The following is a 15,417-nucleotide window of genomic DNA, read 5'->3' as shown; positions in this document are numbered from 1 at the left end:
CCCGCAAACCCGCCGCCGGCCCCGTTACCGCCGTTGCCGATCAACAACCCGCCGGCCCCGCCGGCCTGTCCGGGCAACGTCCCATTCGCACCATTGCCAATCAACGGTCGTCCCAGCAGAAGCTGTGTCGGAGCATTGATCACCGCCAACACGTCACGCTCGAGCGTTTGCAGCGGCGTGGCCGCCACCGCTTCGGCCGAGGCATACGCTTTGGCGCCCACGGCCAACGACTGCGCAAACCGCTCGTGGAACGCCGCCATCTGCTCGCTGAGCTCCTGATACTGGCGCCCATGGGTACCGAACAACGCCGCAACGGCTACCGAAATCTCATCGTTACCTGCAGCGGCCACCACCGTCGTTGAAGCCGCCGCCGCGGCCCTCGCCTCATCCAACGACCTCCCCACAGCGGCAACATCCCCCGCCGCCTGCACCACCCACTCCGGGGCCACCGTTAAAAACGACATGACTACCAACCTCCGCTAAACCCGAATAAGACCCAGAAAATGCACAAATAACCCACCAAAAGCCTGCACTCGGCATTCAATATCGTCCAGACAGAAAATATGAAACAAACCCATCGACTCGACGGAATACCACGACAAGCGACTACCCGTAAATGCGTCAAATGCGCACTACAACAGAGAGCCTAGGCGTGCATCCAACGCAAGGAATCCTTGCAAGTTGTAAATTCCCGACCGCAAGGCAGTTGTTTATCGACCGACCCGCAATCGCTTATCAAAATCTGCAAATACCCTTGCAGCCGACGACGCAATTACGATCAGAATAGTTGTGACTTACCGCCAAAAACGCCGTTTCCGAACAAGACGCTGCACGGCGTCGACGGCCTGCATCACCTGCTGGGCCAGCTCCTCCGTCGAATTGCACAGGTAGCGGTTGAGCACGTCGCACAACACCGCCAAGGCGGCATTCAAGGCGGGATCCGAAGCCGCGTCGCGATGCATGACCAGCTCGGCCCACACCGCGGCGAGCCCCGTGTCAGCGCCGCCGATCCCCTGCCGCACCAGCTTGAGCAGGTCTTTGACGGATCGCTTCGGGACGGCCTGAGCACTGGCCGGGCGAATGGCGCCAACGACACTGCCCATCGCCATCGGGGCCGGCATCGCCGACGCAAAGGTCTGCGCCGGAGCCCAGCCCGACGGCATTTCGACCGGCTGCAGCACTTCTGTCAACGGGCCGGCATCTACACGCTCGGGGTCGATGGCGACGAACGCGGTGAACCTGGACATCACCCCGAACCGGATGGAATGCGCGACCAGCCGCGCGGCCAGCTCCTCGTCCGGGTAACCCGAGGCGTATTCGTCTTCCAGGTCGCGAACCACCGAGCGCGCCCAAATAGTCTGCACTGCAATAGCTTTCGGCGCTTCATAGGCTGGCACGGCGGCGGCGAAGGAATCGTTGGCAGCGACGTGGAACGTCACCGCACCATCCCGCCCGCGGTAGCGCCCGCAGATCACGCAGGGCACCCCGGCGAAGGCATCGGGTGATCGGTCGGGTGTAACAGTGCCTTCGATGATTTCGGCGCCCTCGGCACTCACCCGGATGTCGGTCAGCGCCGGGCGCCCGATGGTTCGCGCCAACCGGGTCATCGCCTCGTCGAGACGCTCCTCGGATTCGACGAGCTCGCTTCGTCCGTTTCCCAGCCGTGCGAGCCGGTCCAGAAAGCCGGCGTTGACGGCACGATCGATGCCCACGCAGTACACGCGGGTTCGGCCCAGCACCGGCGCCAACGTCGTCAGCAGGTGGTCCTCGCCGGTGATCTGGCCGTCGGTCACCAAAACCACACTGGCCAACCGGTTTTCATCCGAGGCGGCCAGCAGCTCGGCAGCCATGCGCAGCGGCTCGGCCATCGCGGTGCCGCCGCGGCTGTGCAGCGAACCCAGCCAGGACGCCGCAGCGAACCGATTTCGGTCGGTGGCCTCGACCAGCCCGGCGGGCAGGCTGGCGGGCGTATCAATCCGGTCGTCGAAGCCCAGCACGCTGAACCGGTCGACGGTGTCGAGCATGTCCACGATCCGCCCCGCGGCACGGCGCGCGGCAACCATCTTCCAGCCGTTCATCGACCCGGACCGGTCCAGCAACACGACGACGTCGCGCGGAGTCGTGACCGGCTCGGCGGGCGCCAGCACCGTCACCGACCAGGTGCCCTCGTCTCCCTCGGCGTCCGGAACCAGCAGCGCAGACGACGAAAGTTGTTGGTGCTCAATGCCGAAGCGCAGCACGAAATCCTGGTCGGCCCGGGCGCCCGGCTCGACGTTCAGCCGGGTCAGCCCGTCGGCCGCAGCGATCGTGACGGGCAACGACGCCCGCAACTGCGACACCGCCAGACCAGCACCATCTACCGTCACCGCGATCTCGAGGTCGGGTCGCTCGTCGCCGTCTTCGAGGCGAGGCGGGGTCACCCGCGAAGCGTCCGGTACGGCGTCGGTGTCGGCCGCCAACCCGGGCCCGGTCTGGTCGCCGGGCACCGGAGTTCCCGTGGTGTAGCGCGGGGCGACCACGAGCGGGAACCGGAAGGTGGCCTCGCCGTCCTCGAACGCCAGCGGGCCGGTGAGGCGCATTTCGATGGTGGCTTCCTCGCCGGGCCCGAGGTTGCCTACCCGCACCGAGAACACGTCGGGGCGGTCCTCTTCCACGATCGCGGCGCGCTGACCGGCGACCAAGGCCTGCTCGTAGTCGGCGCGGGCCTGGCCACGCTCCTTGAGCACGCCGACCACCCGCCGCCCGGCCAGGTCGGCAGCGAAGTCGGTGACGCCCGCGCGTGCGGGCAACGGGAACACATAGGTGGCCTCGATGGCGGTATCCCCGCTGTTGGCGAAGCGCTGATGCACCAGCGAGGTTGCCGTCATGCCGACGATGACGGTGTCCACCCGCAACGCCCGCAGCGGCAGCCGCACCCCGTCGGCCGAACGCAGTTCGCCGCAGGTCGGCTTGTCCAGCTCAGTGCTCATTGCGATTCCTTTCCCGAAGCGGCAAGTAGGTCCAGCAGCGGCGCGGCGGCGCGGCACAGGGTGTCGAGGTCGGGCAGCGGCCCCCCGTCGAACAACAAGGTGACAGTGTCGGAAAGCCGGACCGCCTGCAAAGCGGTGACCTCGGGAACCTCGGCAGCGACGACCGGCGGGATCTGCCAGAACCGGCTCGCCGCGCGCGAGGGCGCCGGGAACTCCGGGTCGCCCAGGCCGGGCGGCATGGCCTCACCCGGGATGGCGGCCAGCGACTCCAATTCCGCCGGCGACAGGGCGTCAAGCCGTTCGGCGATTTCGTCCAGCGACAGACCCTCGCCCTGCAGCCGTTTGATGGCGACCAACCGCAGCAGGTGGGTGCGGCCGTAGGTGAGTGCGCGCCCGCGGTTGCCGGGCCGGGGCAGCAGGCCGCGGGCGGTGTAGTAGCGGATCATCCGTTCGGCCGGAATCGGCTTGGCCTGGCGGTTGTCGGGCACGACGCCGCAGGCCTGCACCGCATCGGCGGCGACGGCAGCGAACTCAGCGAGGGTCAGCAGCGTGTTCATATCTATTTGACAGTGTCAATCACTCCCAGCGACAGTGTCAAATAGACATTGGCAACTTCTGTCCCACTAGTCACAGCGTGCCGACCTGCGATCCGAGCGCCGATCACCTAATCTGCACACGATGCTCACTTCTCGGACCTTCAGGCGTGCGGCATCATGCCTGGCCGCAGCGGCTTTCGTGACGACTCTCGGGATGCCGGCCGCCTTCGCCGACCCCAACCCGGAGGCCAACGGCGGCGCCGGGAATTGCCCATACAAGATCTCGACTCCCCCGGCGGTGGACTCCTCGGAGGTGCCCAGTGCCGGTGAACCGCCGCTACCCCTGGCGGTGCCCGCCACACCGGTGGGCGGCAACGCGCTCTCCGGCTGCGGCATCATCACCGCCCCCGACACCCCGCCGGTGCCCAACGACGTCTCAGCCGAAGCCTGGCTGGTGGCCGACCTGGACAGCGGCGCCATTGTCGCCGCGCGCGACCCGCACGGCCGGCACCGCCCGGCCAGCATCATCAAGGTGCTGGTCGCGATGGCCTCCATCAACGCGTTCAACCAGAACAAGACGGTGCCCGGAACCGACGACGACGCGGCCGCCGAAGGCACCAAGGTCGGCGTGGACAACGGCGGCGTCTACACCATTAACCAGCTGCTGCACGGCCTGCTGATGCACTCGGGCAACGACGCCGCGCACGCCCTGGCCATGCAACTCGGCGGCATGCAGCAAGCGCTGGAAAAACTCAACGTGCTGGCCACCAAGCTCGGCGGCCACGACACCCGCGTCGCCACACCGTCGGGACTCGACGGGCCCGGCATGAGCACCTCGGCCTACGACATCGGCCTGTTCTATCGCTACGCCTGGCAGAACCCGGTGTTCGCCGACATCGTGGCAACCCGCACCTTCGACTTCCCCGGCCACGGGGACCATCCCGGCTACGAGCTGGAGAACGACAACCAGCTGCTCTATCACTACCCCGGCGCGATGGGCGGCAAGACCGGCTACACCGACGACGCCGGCCAGACGTTCGTGGGCGCGGCCAACCGCAATGGCCGGCGACTGATGGCGGTGCTGCTGCACGGCACCCGCCAGCCGATCGCGCCGTGGGAACAGGCCGCACACCTGCTGGACTACGGGTTCGCCACCCCGCAGGGCACCCAGGTGGGAACACTGGTCGAACCCGACCCCTCGCTGCTGGCCCCCAAAGGCAAACCCGCCGAGCGGGCGAATGACCAGGCCGCCGGCTTGATGCCGTCCGGCGACGCGCTGCCGGTGCGGGTGGGGGTGGCCGTTATCGGCGCCGTGATCGTGTTCGCGTTGATCCTGGCCGCGCGCTCGATGAACCGCAGGCCCCGCACGCTTTAGACTTTCCGGATGACCGCCCTGTATGAGGACGCCGGCCTGTCCCTCGACGAGCACGGAATCACCATTCATCGCTACTACTTTCCATTGGCCGGGCACAAGCGGATCGCCTACAACGACATCCGCGGCGTCAAAGCTCAGCCGATGAGCTGGATTTCCGGCAAGGGGCGGCTCTGGGGGGCATCCGATCCGCGCTACTGGTTCCCGCTGGATTTGCAACGGGGCAACAAGAGCACGCTACTGATCCTGGACGTGGGCGCCCGGGTCAAGCCGTGCATCACCCCCGAAGACCCGGACCGCGTCCTGGAATTACTCAGCTCCCGGGTACCGGTCAGCTGAGGGGCCTATCCAGGCGGGGGCTTCGGGTCGGGCTCACTGCTGCCAGTGTCGGCGTTATCTATGGATACGACCTGTCCATCATCGCGGGCGCGCTGCTGTTCGTCACCAAGGACTTCGGGCTCACCACCCGACAGCAGGAACTGCTGACCACGATGGTGGTGATCGGCCAGGTCGCCGGGGCTTTCGCCGGCGGCGCTCTGGCCGACGCGATCGGGCGAAAGCGATCCCTGGTGCTCATCACCGCCGGCTACGCGATATTCGCTGTCCTGGACGCGGTTTCCCTCTCATTACCGATGCTGCTGGTGGCGCGCCTGCTGCTGGGCGTGGCCATCGGTGTCTCGGTGGTGGTGGCCCCGGTCTACGTCGCGGAATTGGCGCCGCCGGCCGTGCGCGGGGCATTGGTGGCCGCTTATCAGCTGGCGACCGTCAGCGGGATCATCGTGGGCTACTTGACCGGTTATCTGCTTGCCGATGCGCACAGCTGGCGGTGGATGCTGGGACTGGCCGCCGTGCCCGCGACGCTGCTGATGCTGCTACTGCTGCGCATGCCCGATACCGCTCGGTGGTATCTGCTCAAAGGCCGAGCCGACGACGCCCGCCGGGCCGTGCTGCAGGTGGAACCCGAAAAACCGGTTGACGACGTCGATAAACAGCTCGACGAAATCAGCCTCGCGATACGCGAACACAGTGGCTCCCGCAAGGGAAACCTGTCCGAGATGCTGCGGCGCCCGTATCTGCGGGCAACCGTGTTCGTGATCGCGCTCGGCGTGCTCGTCCAGGTCACCGGGGTCAACGGGATCATCTACTACAGCCCCCGGCTGTTTGAAGCAATGGGTTTTGAGGGCAACTTCGCGCTGCTGGCTTTGCCGGCGATGGTGCAGGTCGCGGGGTTGGGTGCGGTGGCCACTTCGCTGCTCCTCGTCGACCGGCTGGGCCGGCGTCCAATCCTGTTGTCCGGCATAGCGATGATGGTCGTCGCCGATGCCGTGCTCATCGCCGTCTTCGCCCATGGGCTCGGCCTGTTGTTCGGGTTTGTGGGCGTGTTGCTGTTCATCGTCGGCTTCAACCTCGGCTTCGGGTCGTTGGTGTGGGTTTATGCCGCCGAAGCGTTCCCCACTCACCTGCGGTCGCTGGGCTCGAGCACGATGCTCACCTTCAACCTGACCGCCAATGCGCTCATCGCCGGCTTTTTCCTCACGATGCTGCACTGGCTGGGCGGCACCGGCGTTTTCGCGGTGTTCGGCGCGCTGGCCGTCATTTCCCTCGTCGTGATCTATCGGTACGCACCGGAGACCAAAGGCCGTGAGCTCGAAGAGATTCGCCACTTCTGGGAGAACGGCGGCCGCTGGCCGGCCAGCTGTCCGGAAACCTGATGATCCTTAGGGCGGGCACGGCGGTCATCGACGGGCGGATCTGCCGGCCCGGTTGGGTGCAGACAGCGGGCGCGCGAATCGTGGATTGCGGGACGGGCGCGGCGCCCGGGCCGGTCGACCTCGATCTTCCGGATTGTGTTGTGGTGCCCGGATTTATCGATATGCACGTGCATGGCGGCGGCGGCGCGTCGTTCATCGACGGAGAATGCAGCGACGCCGCGGAGTTTCACCTGCGACATGGCACCACAACCATGCTGGCCAGCCTGGTCACCGCGGCCCCCGACGAGCTGCTTTCGGCCGTCGCCGCGATTGCCGCGGCCACCCGCAGCGGCGTCGTCGCGGGCATCCACCTGGAGGGACCGTGGCTGAGCCCGGCACGGTGCGGCGCACACGACCACACCCGAATGCGAGTTCCGGATCCCGCGGAGATCGACGCCGTTCTCGCCGCCGCCGGCGGCACCATCCGGATGGTAACGCTGGCACCCGAACTGGCCGGCAGCGCCGACGCCATCCGGCGCTTGCGGCACGCCAATATCGTTGTGGCAGTGGGACATACGAATGCAAACTATCAGCAGACCCGGGATGCCATCGCGCTGGGCGCAACCGTCGGCACCCATCTGTTCAATGCGATGCCGATGCTGGACCACCGTGACCCCGGCCCGGTGCTGGCTTTGCTGACCGATCCGCGCGTGACAGTCGAACTGATCGCCGACGGGGTGCACGTCCATCCCGAGATGGTGCGCGCTGTGCTGCGGTGGCTCGGCCCGGACCGGGTTGCGCTGGTCACCGATGCGATCGCGGCCGCGGGCTACGGCGATGGAGCCTATCGGCTAGGCGCGGTACCGATCGACGTGGAGTCCGGTGTGGCGCGGGTGCGTGGCACACCGACGATCGCGGGCAGCACCGCCACCATGGATCAGATGTTCCGGCTGATGGCCGGGCTCGGCACACTTGCCGACGCGGTCCAGGTGACCTCGGCGACACCGGCCCGAGCGCTCGGCCTGGATCGACTGGGCCGGCTACAGGCGGACTACCACGCCAATCTTGTTGTGCTGGACCGGGATTTGCACGTGCACAAAGTCATGCACAACGGGATATGGCACCCTAGCGCCGCGTCCTGAACAACCGCGAAAGCGTCAGCGCCCCAATGGCGCCCGCGGCCGCGGCGGCCATCGTCTGGCGCGCGCTCAGCCCCTCATCGACCTGTATCCGCGGGCTGATGATCGCCGGCCCGGGCGCGTCCACAGGCTCGTCGCGCGGATCCTTTTCGGCCGCCGTGGCGGCCCACGCCGTGGCGAACAGGACGAGGTAGGAGGTGATATATGCGAACACCATCAGGCCCAGCACCGGCCCGAATGCCGCGCCCGCCGGGCTGCGCAGCACCGCACCCAGATAAATCGAGCCCACCTGCTTGAACACCTCGTAGCCGATGGCGGCCATCAAGCCGGCGCGCAGCGAGGTGACAATGCTGGCCGGCTGCCGCGGCAGCCGGGCGATCATCCAGCTGAACAGCAGCCAGGACACCAGGAACGAGATCAACAGCGAAACGGCCCGGAAGATCGGATCGAAAACCGAAAACTCGGGAATGCCAAGCCATCTCAACACCGCGTGCATCGGCGCGGCATGGCCCAGTGCACTGAGCGCAAGTGTGGCCACGATCACTACGAAGGTGCCCACCATCGCCGCCAGATCGGACAGCTTGGTACGCACGTAGCCCGTCGTATCGACCGGCTGGTCCCACATCTCACTCAAGGCCTGGCGCAAATGAGACATCCAGCCCAAGCCCGCCCAGGCCGCGGTCACCAGGCCGATCGCACCGACCGACGCCCGCGCGTCGATCGCCGAATCCATCAAGTCCACCAGCTGCTGACTCAACGCGCTGGACAGCGAAGTCTTTATCCGGTCGTGGATCGCGTCGATCAGCTTCGGGTTGCGCGACAACGCGAATCCGACCACCGAGAAGCTGACCATCAGCAACGGAAACAAGGCGAAGATCGTGTAATACGTCAGGCCCGCGGCAAAAAAGCCACCCCTGCGCTGGCTGAACCGGCTGTAGGCGCGAAACACATGGTCCAGCCGGCCGAACCGGGACCGCATCCGATCGAAGATCCCTGGCTTGGCCGGATCGGTCATGAACGCCCTATTCCCGTTGCGGAAGGAACCCTAACCGATCGTAGACCCGCTGTACGGTTTTGCTGGCGACATCGTTGGCGCGCTGCGCACCGGCCGCCAAGACCGCCTCCAGCTCGGCCACATCGGCGATCAATTCGTCCACTCGCGCCTTGATCGGGCTGACGTACTCGACGACCGCTTCGGCGGTCTCTTTCTTCAGGTCACCGTAGCCGCGGCCCGCGTAGCCCTCGACGAGGGTGTCGATACCGATCCCGGTGACCGCCGACTGGATGCTGAGCAAATTCGACACGCCGGGTTTGGCGTCGGGGTCATATCGGATCTCGCGTTCGCTGTCGGTCACCGCCGAGCGAATCTTCTTGGCGGACTTGGCCGGATCGTCGAGCAGGCTGATCAATCCGGCGTCGGTGCTCGCCGACTTGCTCATCTTCGACGTCGGGTCCTGCAGGTCGTAGATCTTGGCCGTGATCTTGGGGATGAGCACGTCGGGAACCACGAAGGTGTCCGGGAAGCGGCTGTTGAACCGCTGCGCGATGTCGCGCGCCAGCTCCAAATGCTGGCGCTGGTCCTCCCCCACCGGCACCAGATCGGTGTCATATGCCAGCACGTCGGCGGCCTGCAACACCGGGTAGGTGAATAGGCCGACGGTGGTCGAATCGGTGCCCTGACGCGCGGACTTGTCTTTGAACTGGGTCATCCGCGACGCCTGACCGAAGCCGGTGAAGCAGCCCAGCACCCAGGCCAGCTGGCTGTGCGCCGGCACCTGGCTTTGCACGAAGATGGTGGCGCGATTGGGGTCGATGCCCAGCGCCAGGTATTGCGCGGCGGTGACCAGAGTTCTGTGCCGCAACGCCGCCGGATCCTGCGGGATGGTGATCGCGTGCAGGTCGACCACGCAGAAGAACGCTTGATATTCCGGGTGATCGTCTTGCAGGCCGACCCACTGGGCGACCGCGCCCAGCGCGTTACCCAGGTGAAGCGAGTCAGAAGTTGGCTGCACGCCGGAGAAGATCCGGCCGGATCCGGTAGGGGTGCTCATGATGCCTCGATCTTTTCACGGGTGCACCGCCATGTTTGGGGCCGCTTGCGATACCGCCGGTACCGCATTTAGTGTCGGGTAGGTGAGTACTCGCACACCGATCCACTTGGGCGCCAACGACGGCTCCGCGGAACCCATTCTGTTGCTGCACCCATTCCTGCTTTCCCAGGCGGTGTGGGAGACGGTGGCCCAGCAACTGGCCGACACCGGGCGGTATGAGGTTTTCGCCCCCACCATGGCCGGGCACAACGGCGGCCCGTCGGCCGGTACCTGGTTCCTGTCGTCTGCGGTGCTGGCCGACCATGTCGAGCGCCAGATGGACGAGCTGGGCTGGGAAACCGCCCACATCGTCGGCAATTCCCTGGGCGGTTGGGTCGCGTTCGAACTCGAACGGCGCGGGCGGGCGCGCAGCGTCACCGGCATCGCCCCGGCCGGCGGTTGGACCCGCTGGAGCCCGGCCAAGTTCGAGGTCATCACCAAATTCGTGCTGGGAATTCCGCTGATGGCGCTGGCGTGGCTATTCGGCCAGCGCGTGTTGCGGCTGCCGTTCAGCCGGCCGCTGGCCACCTATGCGATCAGCGCGTCGCCAGACGGGGTCAGCGAACGCCAGCTCAGCACCATCATCGACGACGTCGCACACTGCCCGGCCTACCTGCAGCTGCTGGTGAAGGCGGTGCAGCTGCACGGCCTGCGGGAACTCGCCGAGAACGCCGTTCCGGCGCACCTGGTGATCTGCGAGAAGGACCGGGTTGTGCCGGCGCCGAGGTACACCCGTCACTTCACCACCCACCTGCCCGACGACCACAAAGTCACCAAACTGGACGGCGTGGGCCACGTGCCGATGTACGAGGCGCCCGAGCGCATCACCAGGGTCATCGACGGCTTCATCCAGGAGTGCTGCCCGCACGTGCGGGCGATCGAGCCGCCCGCTAGTTAGCCAGCTCTTTTTCCAGGTTCTCGGCGATGGCCTCGAGAAAGTCCTCGCTATTGAGCCAGGCCTGATCGGGGCCGATCAGGATGGCCAGGTCCTTGGTCATCTTGCCGCTCTCCACGGTGCCCACCACGACTTCTTCCAGCGTTTGAGCGAACTGCCGGACCTGGGGCGTGCCGTCCAGCTTGCCGCGATGCTGCAAGCCACGGGTCCAGGCGAAGATCGAGGCGATCGGGTTGGTGGAGGTGGGCTGACCGGCCTGATATTGCCGGTAATGGCGGGTGACGGTGCCGTGGGCGGCCTCGGCCTCCACCGTCTTGCCGTCGGCCGTCATCAGCACCGACGTCATCAAGCCCAGCGACCCGTAGCCCTGTGCCACGGTGTCCGACTGGACGTCGCCGTCGTAGTTCTTGCACGCCCAGACGTAGCCGCCCTCCCACTTGAGGCAGGCCGCGACCATATCGTCGATCAGCCGGTGCTCGTAGGTCAGCCCTTCGGCGTCGAACCTTTCCTTGAACTCCTGGTCGAACACCCGCTGGAATTCGTCTTTGAACATGCCGTCATAGGACTTGAGAATGGTGTTCTTGGTCGACAGGTACACCGGCCATTTCGCTTGCAGGCCATAGGAAAACGACGCGCGCGCAAAGTCGCGGATCGACGATTTGAAGTTGTACATGCCCATCGCCACACCGCCGTCCTCGGGGAAGGACACCATCTCGTGCACGATCGGCTCGCTGCCGTCGGACGGGGTGAACGTCAGTGTGACGGTGCCCGGCCGGTCGACTTTAAAGTTCGTCGCCCGGTATTGGTCGCCGAATGCGTGGCGGCCGATGACGATCGGCTTGGTCCAGCCCGGAACCAGCCGCGGCACATTGGAGATCACGATCGGCTCACGAAAAATGGTTCCGCCCAAAATGTTTCGGATGGTTCCGTTGGGCGAAAGCCACATCTTCTTGAGATTGAATTCCTGAACCCTGGCCTCGTCGGGGGTTATCGTCGCGCACTTGACGCCCACGCCGTGCTTCTTGATTGCATACGCCGCGTCGATCGTCACCTGATCGTCGGTGGCATCGCGGTGCTCGATACCCAGGTCGTAGTAGTCGAGATTGATGTCCAGATGCGGGAGGATGAGCGTCTGTTTGATCAGTTTCCAGATGACCCGGGTCATCTCGTCCCCGTCGAGCTCTACTACCGGGCCTTTTACCTTGATCTTGGGTTCGCTGGACATTGTCAGACCAGCCTACGGCCAGCCGAATTGGCATCGGGTACCCGCCATGCGCTAATCTTCGAAGCGGTCATGAGTGCCAGCGTTTAGCCCCGGCTTGCTGGCCGGCAACCCTCCAACCGCGGTGGGGTGCCCCGGGTGAAAGACCAGGTTGAGTAGCCAAACCCGGCTACACGGCAAGCGCGGGTCCGCCAAGACGGGCCCCTGGCCAGACAGGGATACTCGATGGGCACCTCCGAAAGCAACTCCGAAACCGATCCGACGGCGCATTGGTCGTTCGAGACCAAACAGATTCATGCAGGTCAGAGCCCGGATCCGAGCACAAATGCGCGGGCCCTGCCGATCTACCAGACCACCTCGTACACCTTCGACAGCACCGCGCACGCCGCCGCGCTGTTCTCCCTTGCCGAACCGGGCAACATCTACACCCGGATCGGCAATCCGACCACCGACGTGGTCGAGCAGCGCATCGCCGCGCTCGAGGGCGGGGTGGCCGCGCTGTTCCTGTCCTCCGGGCAGGCCGCTGAGACGTTCGCGATCCTCAATGTCGCCGGTGCCGGCGATCACGTCGTATCCAGCCCGCGGCTGTACGGCGGCACTTATAACCTGTTCCACTATTCGCTGGCCAAGCTCGGCATCGAGGTCAGCTTCGTGGAAGACCCAGACGATCCCGATTGCTGGCAGGCCGAGGTCCGGCCCAACACCAAGGCGTTCTTCGGCGAGACGATCTCCAACCCGCAGATCGACATCCTGGACACCCCGGCGATCGCCGAGGTCGCCCACCGCAACGGCGTGCCACTGATCGTCGACAACACCATCGCCACGCCATACCTGATCCAGCCGCTGAGCCAGGGCGCCGACGTCGTCGTGCACTCGGCCACCAAGTATCTGGGCGGGCACGGCGCCGCGATCGCCGGAGTGATCGTCGACGGCGGCACCTTCGACTGGACGCAGGGCCGCTTCCCGGGATTCACCACGCCCGACCCGAGCTATCACGGCGTGGTGTACGCCGAGCTGGGACCGCCGGCGTATGCGCTCAAAGCGCGCGTGCAGTTGCTGCGCGACCTCGGCTCAGCCGCTTCGCCGTTCAACGCATTTCTGGTGGCCCAGGGCCTGGAAACGCTGAGCCTGCGGGTGGAGCGCCATGTCGCCAACGCCCGGCGGGTCGCCGAATTCCTGGAAGCCCGCGACGACGTGCTGTCGGTCAACTATGCGGGACTGCCCAGTTCACCGTGGTACGAGCGGGGAAAGAAGCTGGCGCCCAAGGGAACCGGCGCGGTCCTCGCCTTCGAGCTGGCCGGTGGTGTGGAAGCGGGCAAGGCGTTCGTGGACGCGCTGCGGCTACACAGTCACGTCGCCAACATCGGCGACGTGCGCTCGCTGGTGATTCACCCCGCATCGACCACTCACGCCCAACTGAGCCCCGCAGAGCAGCTGTCCACCGGAGTGAGTCCCGGGCTGGTGCGCTTAGCTGTGGGCATCGAGGGTATCGACGACATCCTGGCCGACCTGGAGCTTGGTTTCGCCGCCGCCGGGGTATATGCCACCACTGATAACAGCAGCGACCCGCAGGCTGTGGCGGCGTTCTGAGGACTTCTGACAGATGACGATCTCCGAGGTGCCTACGCAGAGGCTGCCCGCTGAAGGCGAGCTGGGGCTGGTCCACATCGGCTCGCTGACGCTGGAAAGCGGTGTGGTGCTTGACGATGTCTGTATCGCCATCCAGCGCTGGGGCGAGCTGTCGCCGAGGCGCGACAACGTGGTGATGGTCCAGCACGCACTGACCGGCGATTCGCACATCACCGGACCGGCAGGCCCCGGACACCCGACCCCCGGCTGGTGGGACGGGGTGGCCGGGCCGGGGGCGCCGATCGACACCGACCGCTGGTGCGCGGTGGCCACCAATGTGCTGGGCGGCTGCCGCGGCTCGACCGGGCCCAGCTCGCTGGCCCGCAACGGAAAACCTTGGGGCTCAAGGTTTCCGCTGATATCGGTGCGCGATCAGGTGGAGGCCGACGTGGCCGCGCTGGCCGCGCTGGGCATTACCGAGGTGGCCGCCGTCGTCGGCGGATCGATGGGCGGGGCCCGGGCGCTGGAATGGGCCGTCGGCTACCCGGATCGGGTCCGCGCGGCGCTGCTGCTGGCAGTCGGCGCCCGGGCCACCGCAGACCAGATCGGCACCCAGACCACCCAGATCGCGGCCATCAAGGCCGACCCCAACTGGCAGAACGGCGACTACTACGAGACCGGACGGTCACCGGATGCCGGGCTGAAGATCGCACGCCGCTTCGCGCACCTGACCTACCGTGGCGAGGTCGAGCTGGACACCCGATTCGCCAACGACAGCCAGGGCGCCGACGAGCCGGGGCGCGGCGGCCGCTACGCCGTGCAGAGTTACCTGGAACACCAGGGCGACAAGCTGTTGTCGCGATTCGACGCCGGCAGCTACGTGACCTTGACCGAGGCGCTGAACCGGCACGACGTCGGCCGCGGCCGCGGCGGGGTGGCGGCGGCACTGCGCGGTTGCCCGGTGCCGGTGGTGGTCGGCGGTATCAGCTCCGACCGGCTCTACCCACTGCGCCTGCAGGAGGAGCTGGCCGAGCTGCTGCCCGGCTGCGCCGGCCTGAACGTCGTCGAATCCATCTGCGGCCACGACGGTTTCCTGGTGGAGTCCGATGCCGTCGGCGAATTGATCCGCGACACCCTCAAGCTGGCCGACAACGCGTGTCGTGGGTTTTCCAGGTGACCCGCTCGCGGCACGACCGCTCCCGGTCGTTCGGTTCGGCCGCCGCTGCCTACGAGCGGGGTCGCCCGTCGTACCCGCCCGAGGCGATCGATTGGCTGCTCCCGGCCACCGCGCGCGACGTTCTTGACCTGGGTGCCGGAACCGGCAAGCTGACCACCCGGCTGGTCGAGCGCGGCCTGGATGTCGTTGCAGTAGACCCGATTCCGGAGATGCTCGAGGTGCTGAGCGCCTCGCTACCGGAAACCGTTGCGCTGCTCGGCACCGCGGAGGAAATACCGTTGGCGGACAACAGCGTTGACGCGGTGCTGGTGGCCCAGGCTTGGCACTGGGTTGATCCCGCGCGGGCGATTCCGGAAGTGGCCCGGGTGCTGCGGCCGGGCGGGCGGTTGGGCCTGGTGTGGAACGTTCGCGACGAACGACTCGGCTGGGTGCGCGAGCTGGGTGACATCATCGGCCGAGACGGCGATCCGGTGCGCGACAAGGTGACGCTGCCAGAGCCGTTCACCGAGGTGGAACGGTGTCAAGTCGAGTGGACGAATTACCTTACGCCACAAGCACTTATCGACCTGGTCGCGTCTCGCACCTACTGCATCGCCTCGCCGGCGGAAGTTCGGACGAAAACGCTCGACCAGGTGCGCCAGCTACTGGCCACCCATTCGGCGCTGGCGAATTCGGCCGGACTGGCGCTGCCGTACGTCACAGTAAGCGTGCGGGCGACGCTGGCCAAGTAACCCGGGGGTAGATCGCTCACGTTAGC

14 protein-coding genes and 1 riboswitch are annotated in these 15,417 nt (G+C 66.4%); of the genes, 8 read left to right on the top strand and 6 right to left on the bottom strand.

Going from position 1 to position 15,417, the window contains the following annotated elements:
• From AWC27_RS15750 to AWC27_RS15740, 3 genes are all read right to left on the bottom strand, one after another.
• Positions 1 to 464 (bottom strand): PE family protein (locus tag AWC27_RS15750; RefSeq protein WP_139837034.1); only part of this gene is annotated, 464 nt, incomplete at its 3' end.
• A 330-nt stretch (positions 465 to 794) separates the two neighbouring features.
• Positions 795 to 2,969: a VIT domain-containing protein gene (locus tag AWC27_RS15745; protein ID WP_085671333.1), complete on the bottom strand. Its 2,175-nt coding sequence runs from the start codon at positions 2,967 to 2,969 to the stop codon at positions 795 to 797.
• Positions 2,966 to 3,526, bottom strand: coding sequence for a helix-turn-helix domain-containing protein (locus AWC27_RS15740; protein WP_211281638.1), 561 nt, complete (start codon positions 3,524 to 3,526; stop codon positions 2,966 to 2,968). The genes AWC27_RS15745 and AWC27_RS15740 overlap by 4 nt, the downstream gene beginning before the upstream one ends.
• A gap of 121 nt (positions 3,527 to 3,647) precedes the next feature.
• Between AWC27_RS15740 and dacB1 the strand changes: the two genes are divergently transcribed.
• Genes dacB1 through nagA form a run of 4 tightly spaced genes read left to right on the top strand, consistent with a single transcriptional unit; the run spans position 3,648 to position 7,710 of the window.
• A complete protein-coding gene (dacB1, locus tag AWC27_RS15735) occupies positions 3,648 to 4,880 on the top strand; it encodes a D-alanyl-D-alanine carboxypeptidase DacB1 (RefSeq protein ID WP_085671332.1) in 1,233 nt (410 codons plus the stop codon).
• A gap of 9 nt (positions 4,881 to 4,889) precedes the next feature.
• Positions 4,890 to 5,216 (top strand): PH domain-containing protein, encoded by a 327-nt coding sequence (locus tag AWC27_RS15730; protein ID WP_085671331.1) that lies wholly within the window; start codon positions 4,890 to 4,892, stop codon positions 5,214 to 5,216.
• On the top strand, positions 5,186 to 6,589 hold the full coding sequence (locus AWC27_RS15725) for a sugar porter family MFS transporter (RefSeq protein ID WP_425437482.1): 1,404 nt from the start codon (positions 5,186 to 5,188) through the stop codon (positions 6,587 to 6,589). Before AWC27_RS15730 ends, AWC27_RS15725 begins: the two co-directional genes overlap by 31 nt.
• Complete coding sequence (gene nagA / locus AWC27_RS15720; protein ID WP_085671330.1) at positions 6,586 to 7,710, top strand: N-acetylglucosamine-6-phosphate deacetylase; 1,125 nt, start codon at positions 6,586 to 6,588, stop codon at positions 7,708 to 7,710. Before AWC27_RS15725 ends, nagA begins: the two co-directional genes overlap by 4 nt.
• On the opposite strand, the gene yhjD is transcribed toward nagA, so the two are convergent.
• Entirely contained in the window at positions 7,694 to 8,722 is a 1,029-nt protein-coding gene (yhjD, locus tag AWC27_RS15715; protein ID WP_085671329.1) for an inner membrane protein YhjD, read from the bottom strand. The two genes, nagA and yhjD, sit on opposite strands and share 17 nt — an antisense overlap.
• Positions 8,723 to 8,729: 7 nt before the next feature.
• Positions 8,730 to 9,758: a tryptophan--tRNA ligase gene (trpS, locus tag AWC27_RS15710; protein WP_085671328.1), complete on the bottom strand. Its 1,029-nt coding sequence runs from the start codon at positions 9,756 to 9,758 to the stop codon at positions 8,730 to 8,732.
• A gap of 139 nt (positions 9,759 to 9,897) precedes the next feature.
• Here trpS and AWC27_RS15705 point away from each other — a divergent pair, with 139 nt between their 5' ends.
• Positions 9,898 to 10,695 carry an alpha/beta fold hydrolase gene (locus tag AWC27_RS15705; RefSeq protein ID WP_211281639.1) on the top strand — a complete coding sequence of 266 codons (798 nt, stop codon included), beginning with the start codon at positions 9,898 to 9,900 and terminating at the stop codon, positions 10,693 to 10,695.
• On the opposite strand, the gene AWC27_RS15700 is transcribed toward AWC27_RS15705, so the two are convergent.
• Positions 10,688 to 11,917 carry an NADP-dependent isocitrate dehydrogenase gene (locus tag AWC27_RS15700; RefSeq protein ID WP_085671327.1) on the bottom strand — a complete coding sequence of 410 codons (1,230 nt, stop codon included), beginning with the start codon at positions 11,915 to 11,917 and terminating at the stop codon, positions 10,688 to 10,690. The two genes, AWC27_RS15705 and AWC27_RS15700, sit on opposite strands and share 8 nt — an antisense overlap.
• A gap of 65 nt (positions 11,918 to 11,982) precedes the next feature.
• Positions 11,983 to 12,103: riboswitch (SAM riboswitch) on the top strand.
• A gap of 36 nt (positions 12,104 to 12,139) precedes the next feature.
• On the opposite strand from AWC27_RS15700, the gene AWC27_RS15695 reads away from it, so the two are divergent.
• Genes AWC27_RS15695 through AWC27_RS15685 form a run of 3 tightly spaced genes read left to right on the top strand, consistent with a single transcriptional unit; the run spans position 12,140 to position 15,391 of the window.
• Positions 12,140 to 13,504, top strand: coding sequence for a bifunctional o-acetylhomoserine/o-acetylserine sulfhydrylase (locus tag AWC27_RS15695; RefSeq protein ID WP_085671326.1), 1,365 nt, complete (start codon positions 12,140 to 12,142; stop codon positions 13,502 to 13,504).
• Between the two features lie 13 nt (positions 13,505 to 13,517).
• Positions 13,518 to 14,660 carry a homoserine O-acetyltransferase MetX gene (metX, locus tag AWC27_RS15690; RefSeq protein ID WP_085671325.1) on the top strand — a complete coding sequence of 381 codons (1,143 nt, stop codon included), beginning with the start codon at positions 13,518 to 13,520 and terminating at the stop codon, positions 14,658 to 14,660.
• Entirely contained in the window at positions 14,657 to 15,391 is a 735-nt protein-coding gene (locus AWC27_RS15685; protein WP_085671337.1) for a class I SAM-dependent methyltransferase, read from the top strand. The genes metX and AWC27_RS15685 overlap by 4 nt, the downstream gene beginning before the upstream one ends.
• Positions 15,392 to 15,417 lie beyond the last annotated feature (26 nt).

The sequence above is a fragment of the Mycobacterium szulgai genome, from assembly GCF_002116635.1.
GTDB lineage: Bacteria > Actinomycetota > Actinomycetes > Mycobacteriales > Mycobacteriaceae > Mycobacterium > Mycobacterium szulgai.
Note: the sequence above shows the minus strand (reverse complement) of the source record. Positions and strands in the feature narration are given on the sequence as shown.

Bases quoted from the DNA above. Each gene is read 5' to 3' on its own strand.
- AWC27_RS15745 (WP_085671333.1), bottom strand. From the start codon at position 2,969: ATGAGCACTGAGCTGGACAAGCCGACCTGCGGCGAACTGCGTTCGGCC.
- AWC27_RS15740 (WP_211281638.1), bottom strand. From the start codon at position 3,526: ATGAACACGCTGCTGACCCTCGCTGAGTTCGCTGCCGTCGCCGCCGAT.
- dacB1 (WP_085671332.1), top strand. From the start codon at position 3,648: ATGCTCACTTCTCGGACCTTCAGGCGTGCGGCATCATGCCTGGCCGCA.
- AWC27_RS15730 (WP_085671331.1), top strand. From the start codon at position 4,890: ATGACCGCCCTGTATGAGGACGCCGGCCTGTCCCTCGACGAGCACGGA.
- yhjD (WP_085671329.1), bottom strand. From the start codon at position 8,722: ATGACCGATCCGGCCAAGCCAGGGATCTTCGATCGGATGCGGTCCCGG.
- trpS (WP_085671328.1), bottom strand. From the start codon at position 9,758: ATGAGCACCCCTACCGGATCCGGCCGGATCTTCTCCGGCGTGCAGCCA.
- AWC27_RS15700 (WP_085671327.1), bottom strand. From the start codon at position 11,917: ATGTCCAGCGAACCCAAGATCAAGGTAAAAGGCCCGGTAGTAGAGCTC.
- AWC27_RS15695 (WP_085671326.1), top strand. From the start codon at position 12,140: ATGGGCACCTCCGAAAGCAACTCCGAAACCGATCCGACGGCGCATTGG.
- metX (WP_085671325.1), top strand. From the start codon at position 13,518: ATGACGATCTCCGAGGTGCCTACGCAGAGGCTGCCCGCTGAAGGCGAG.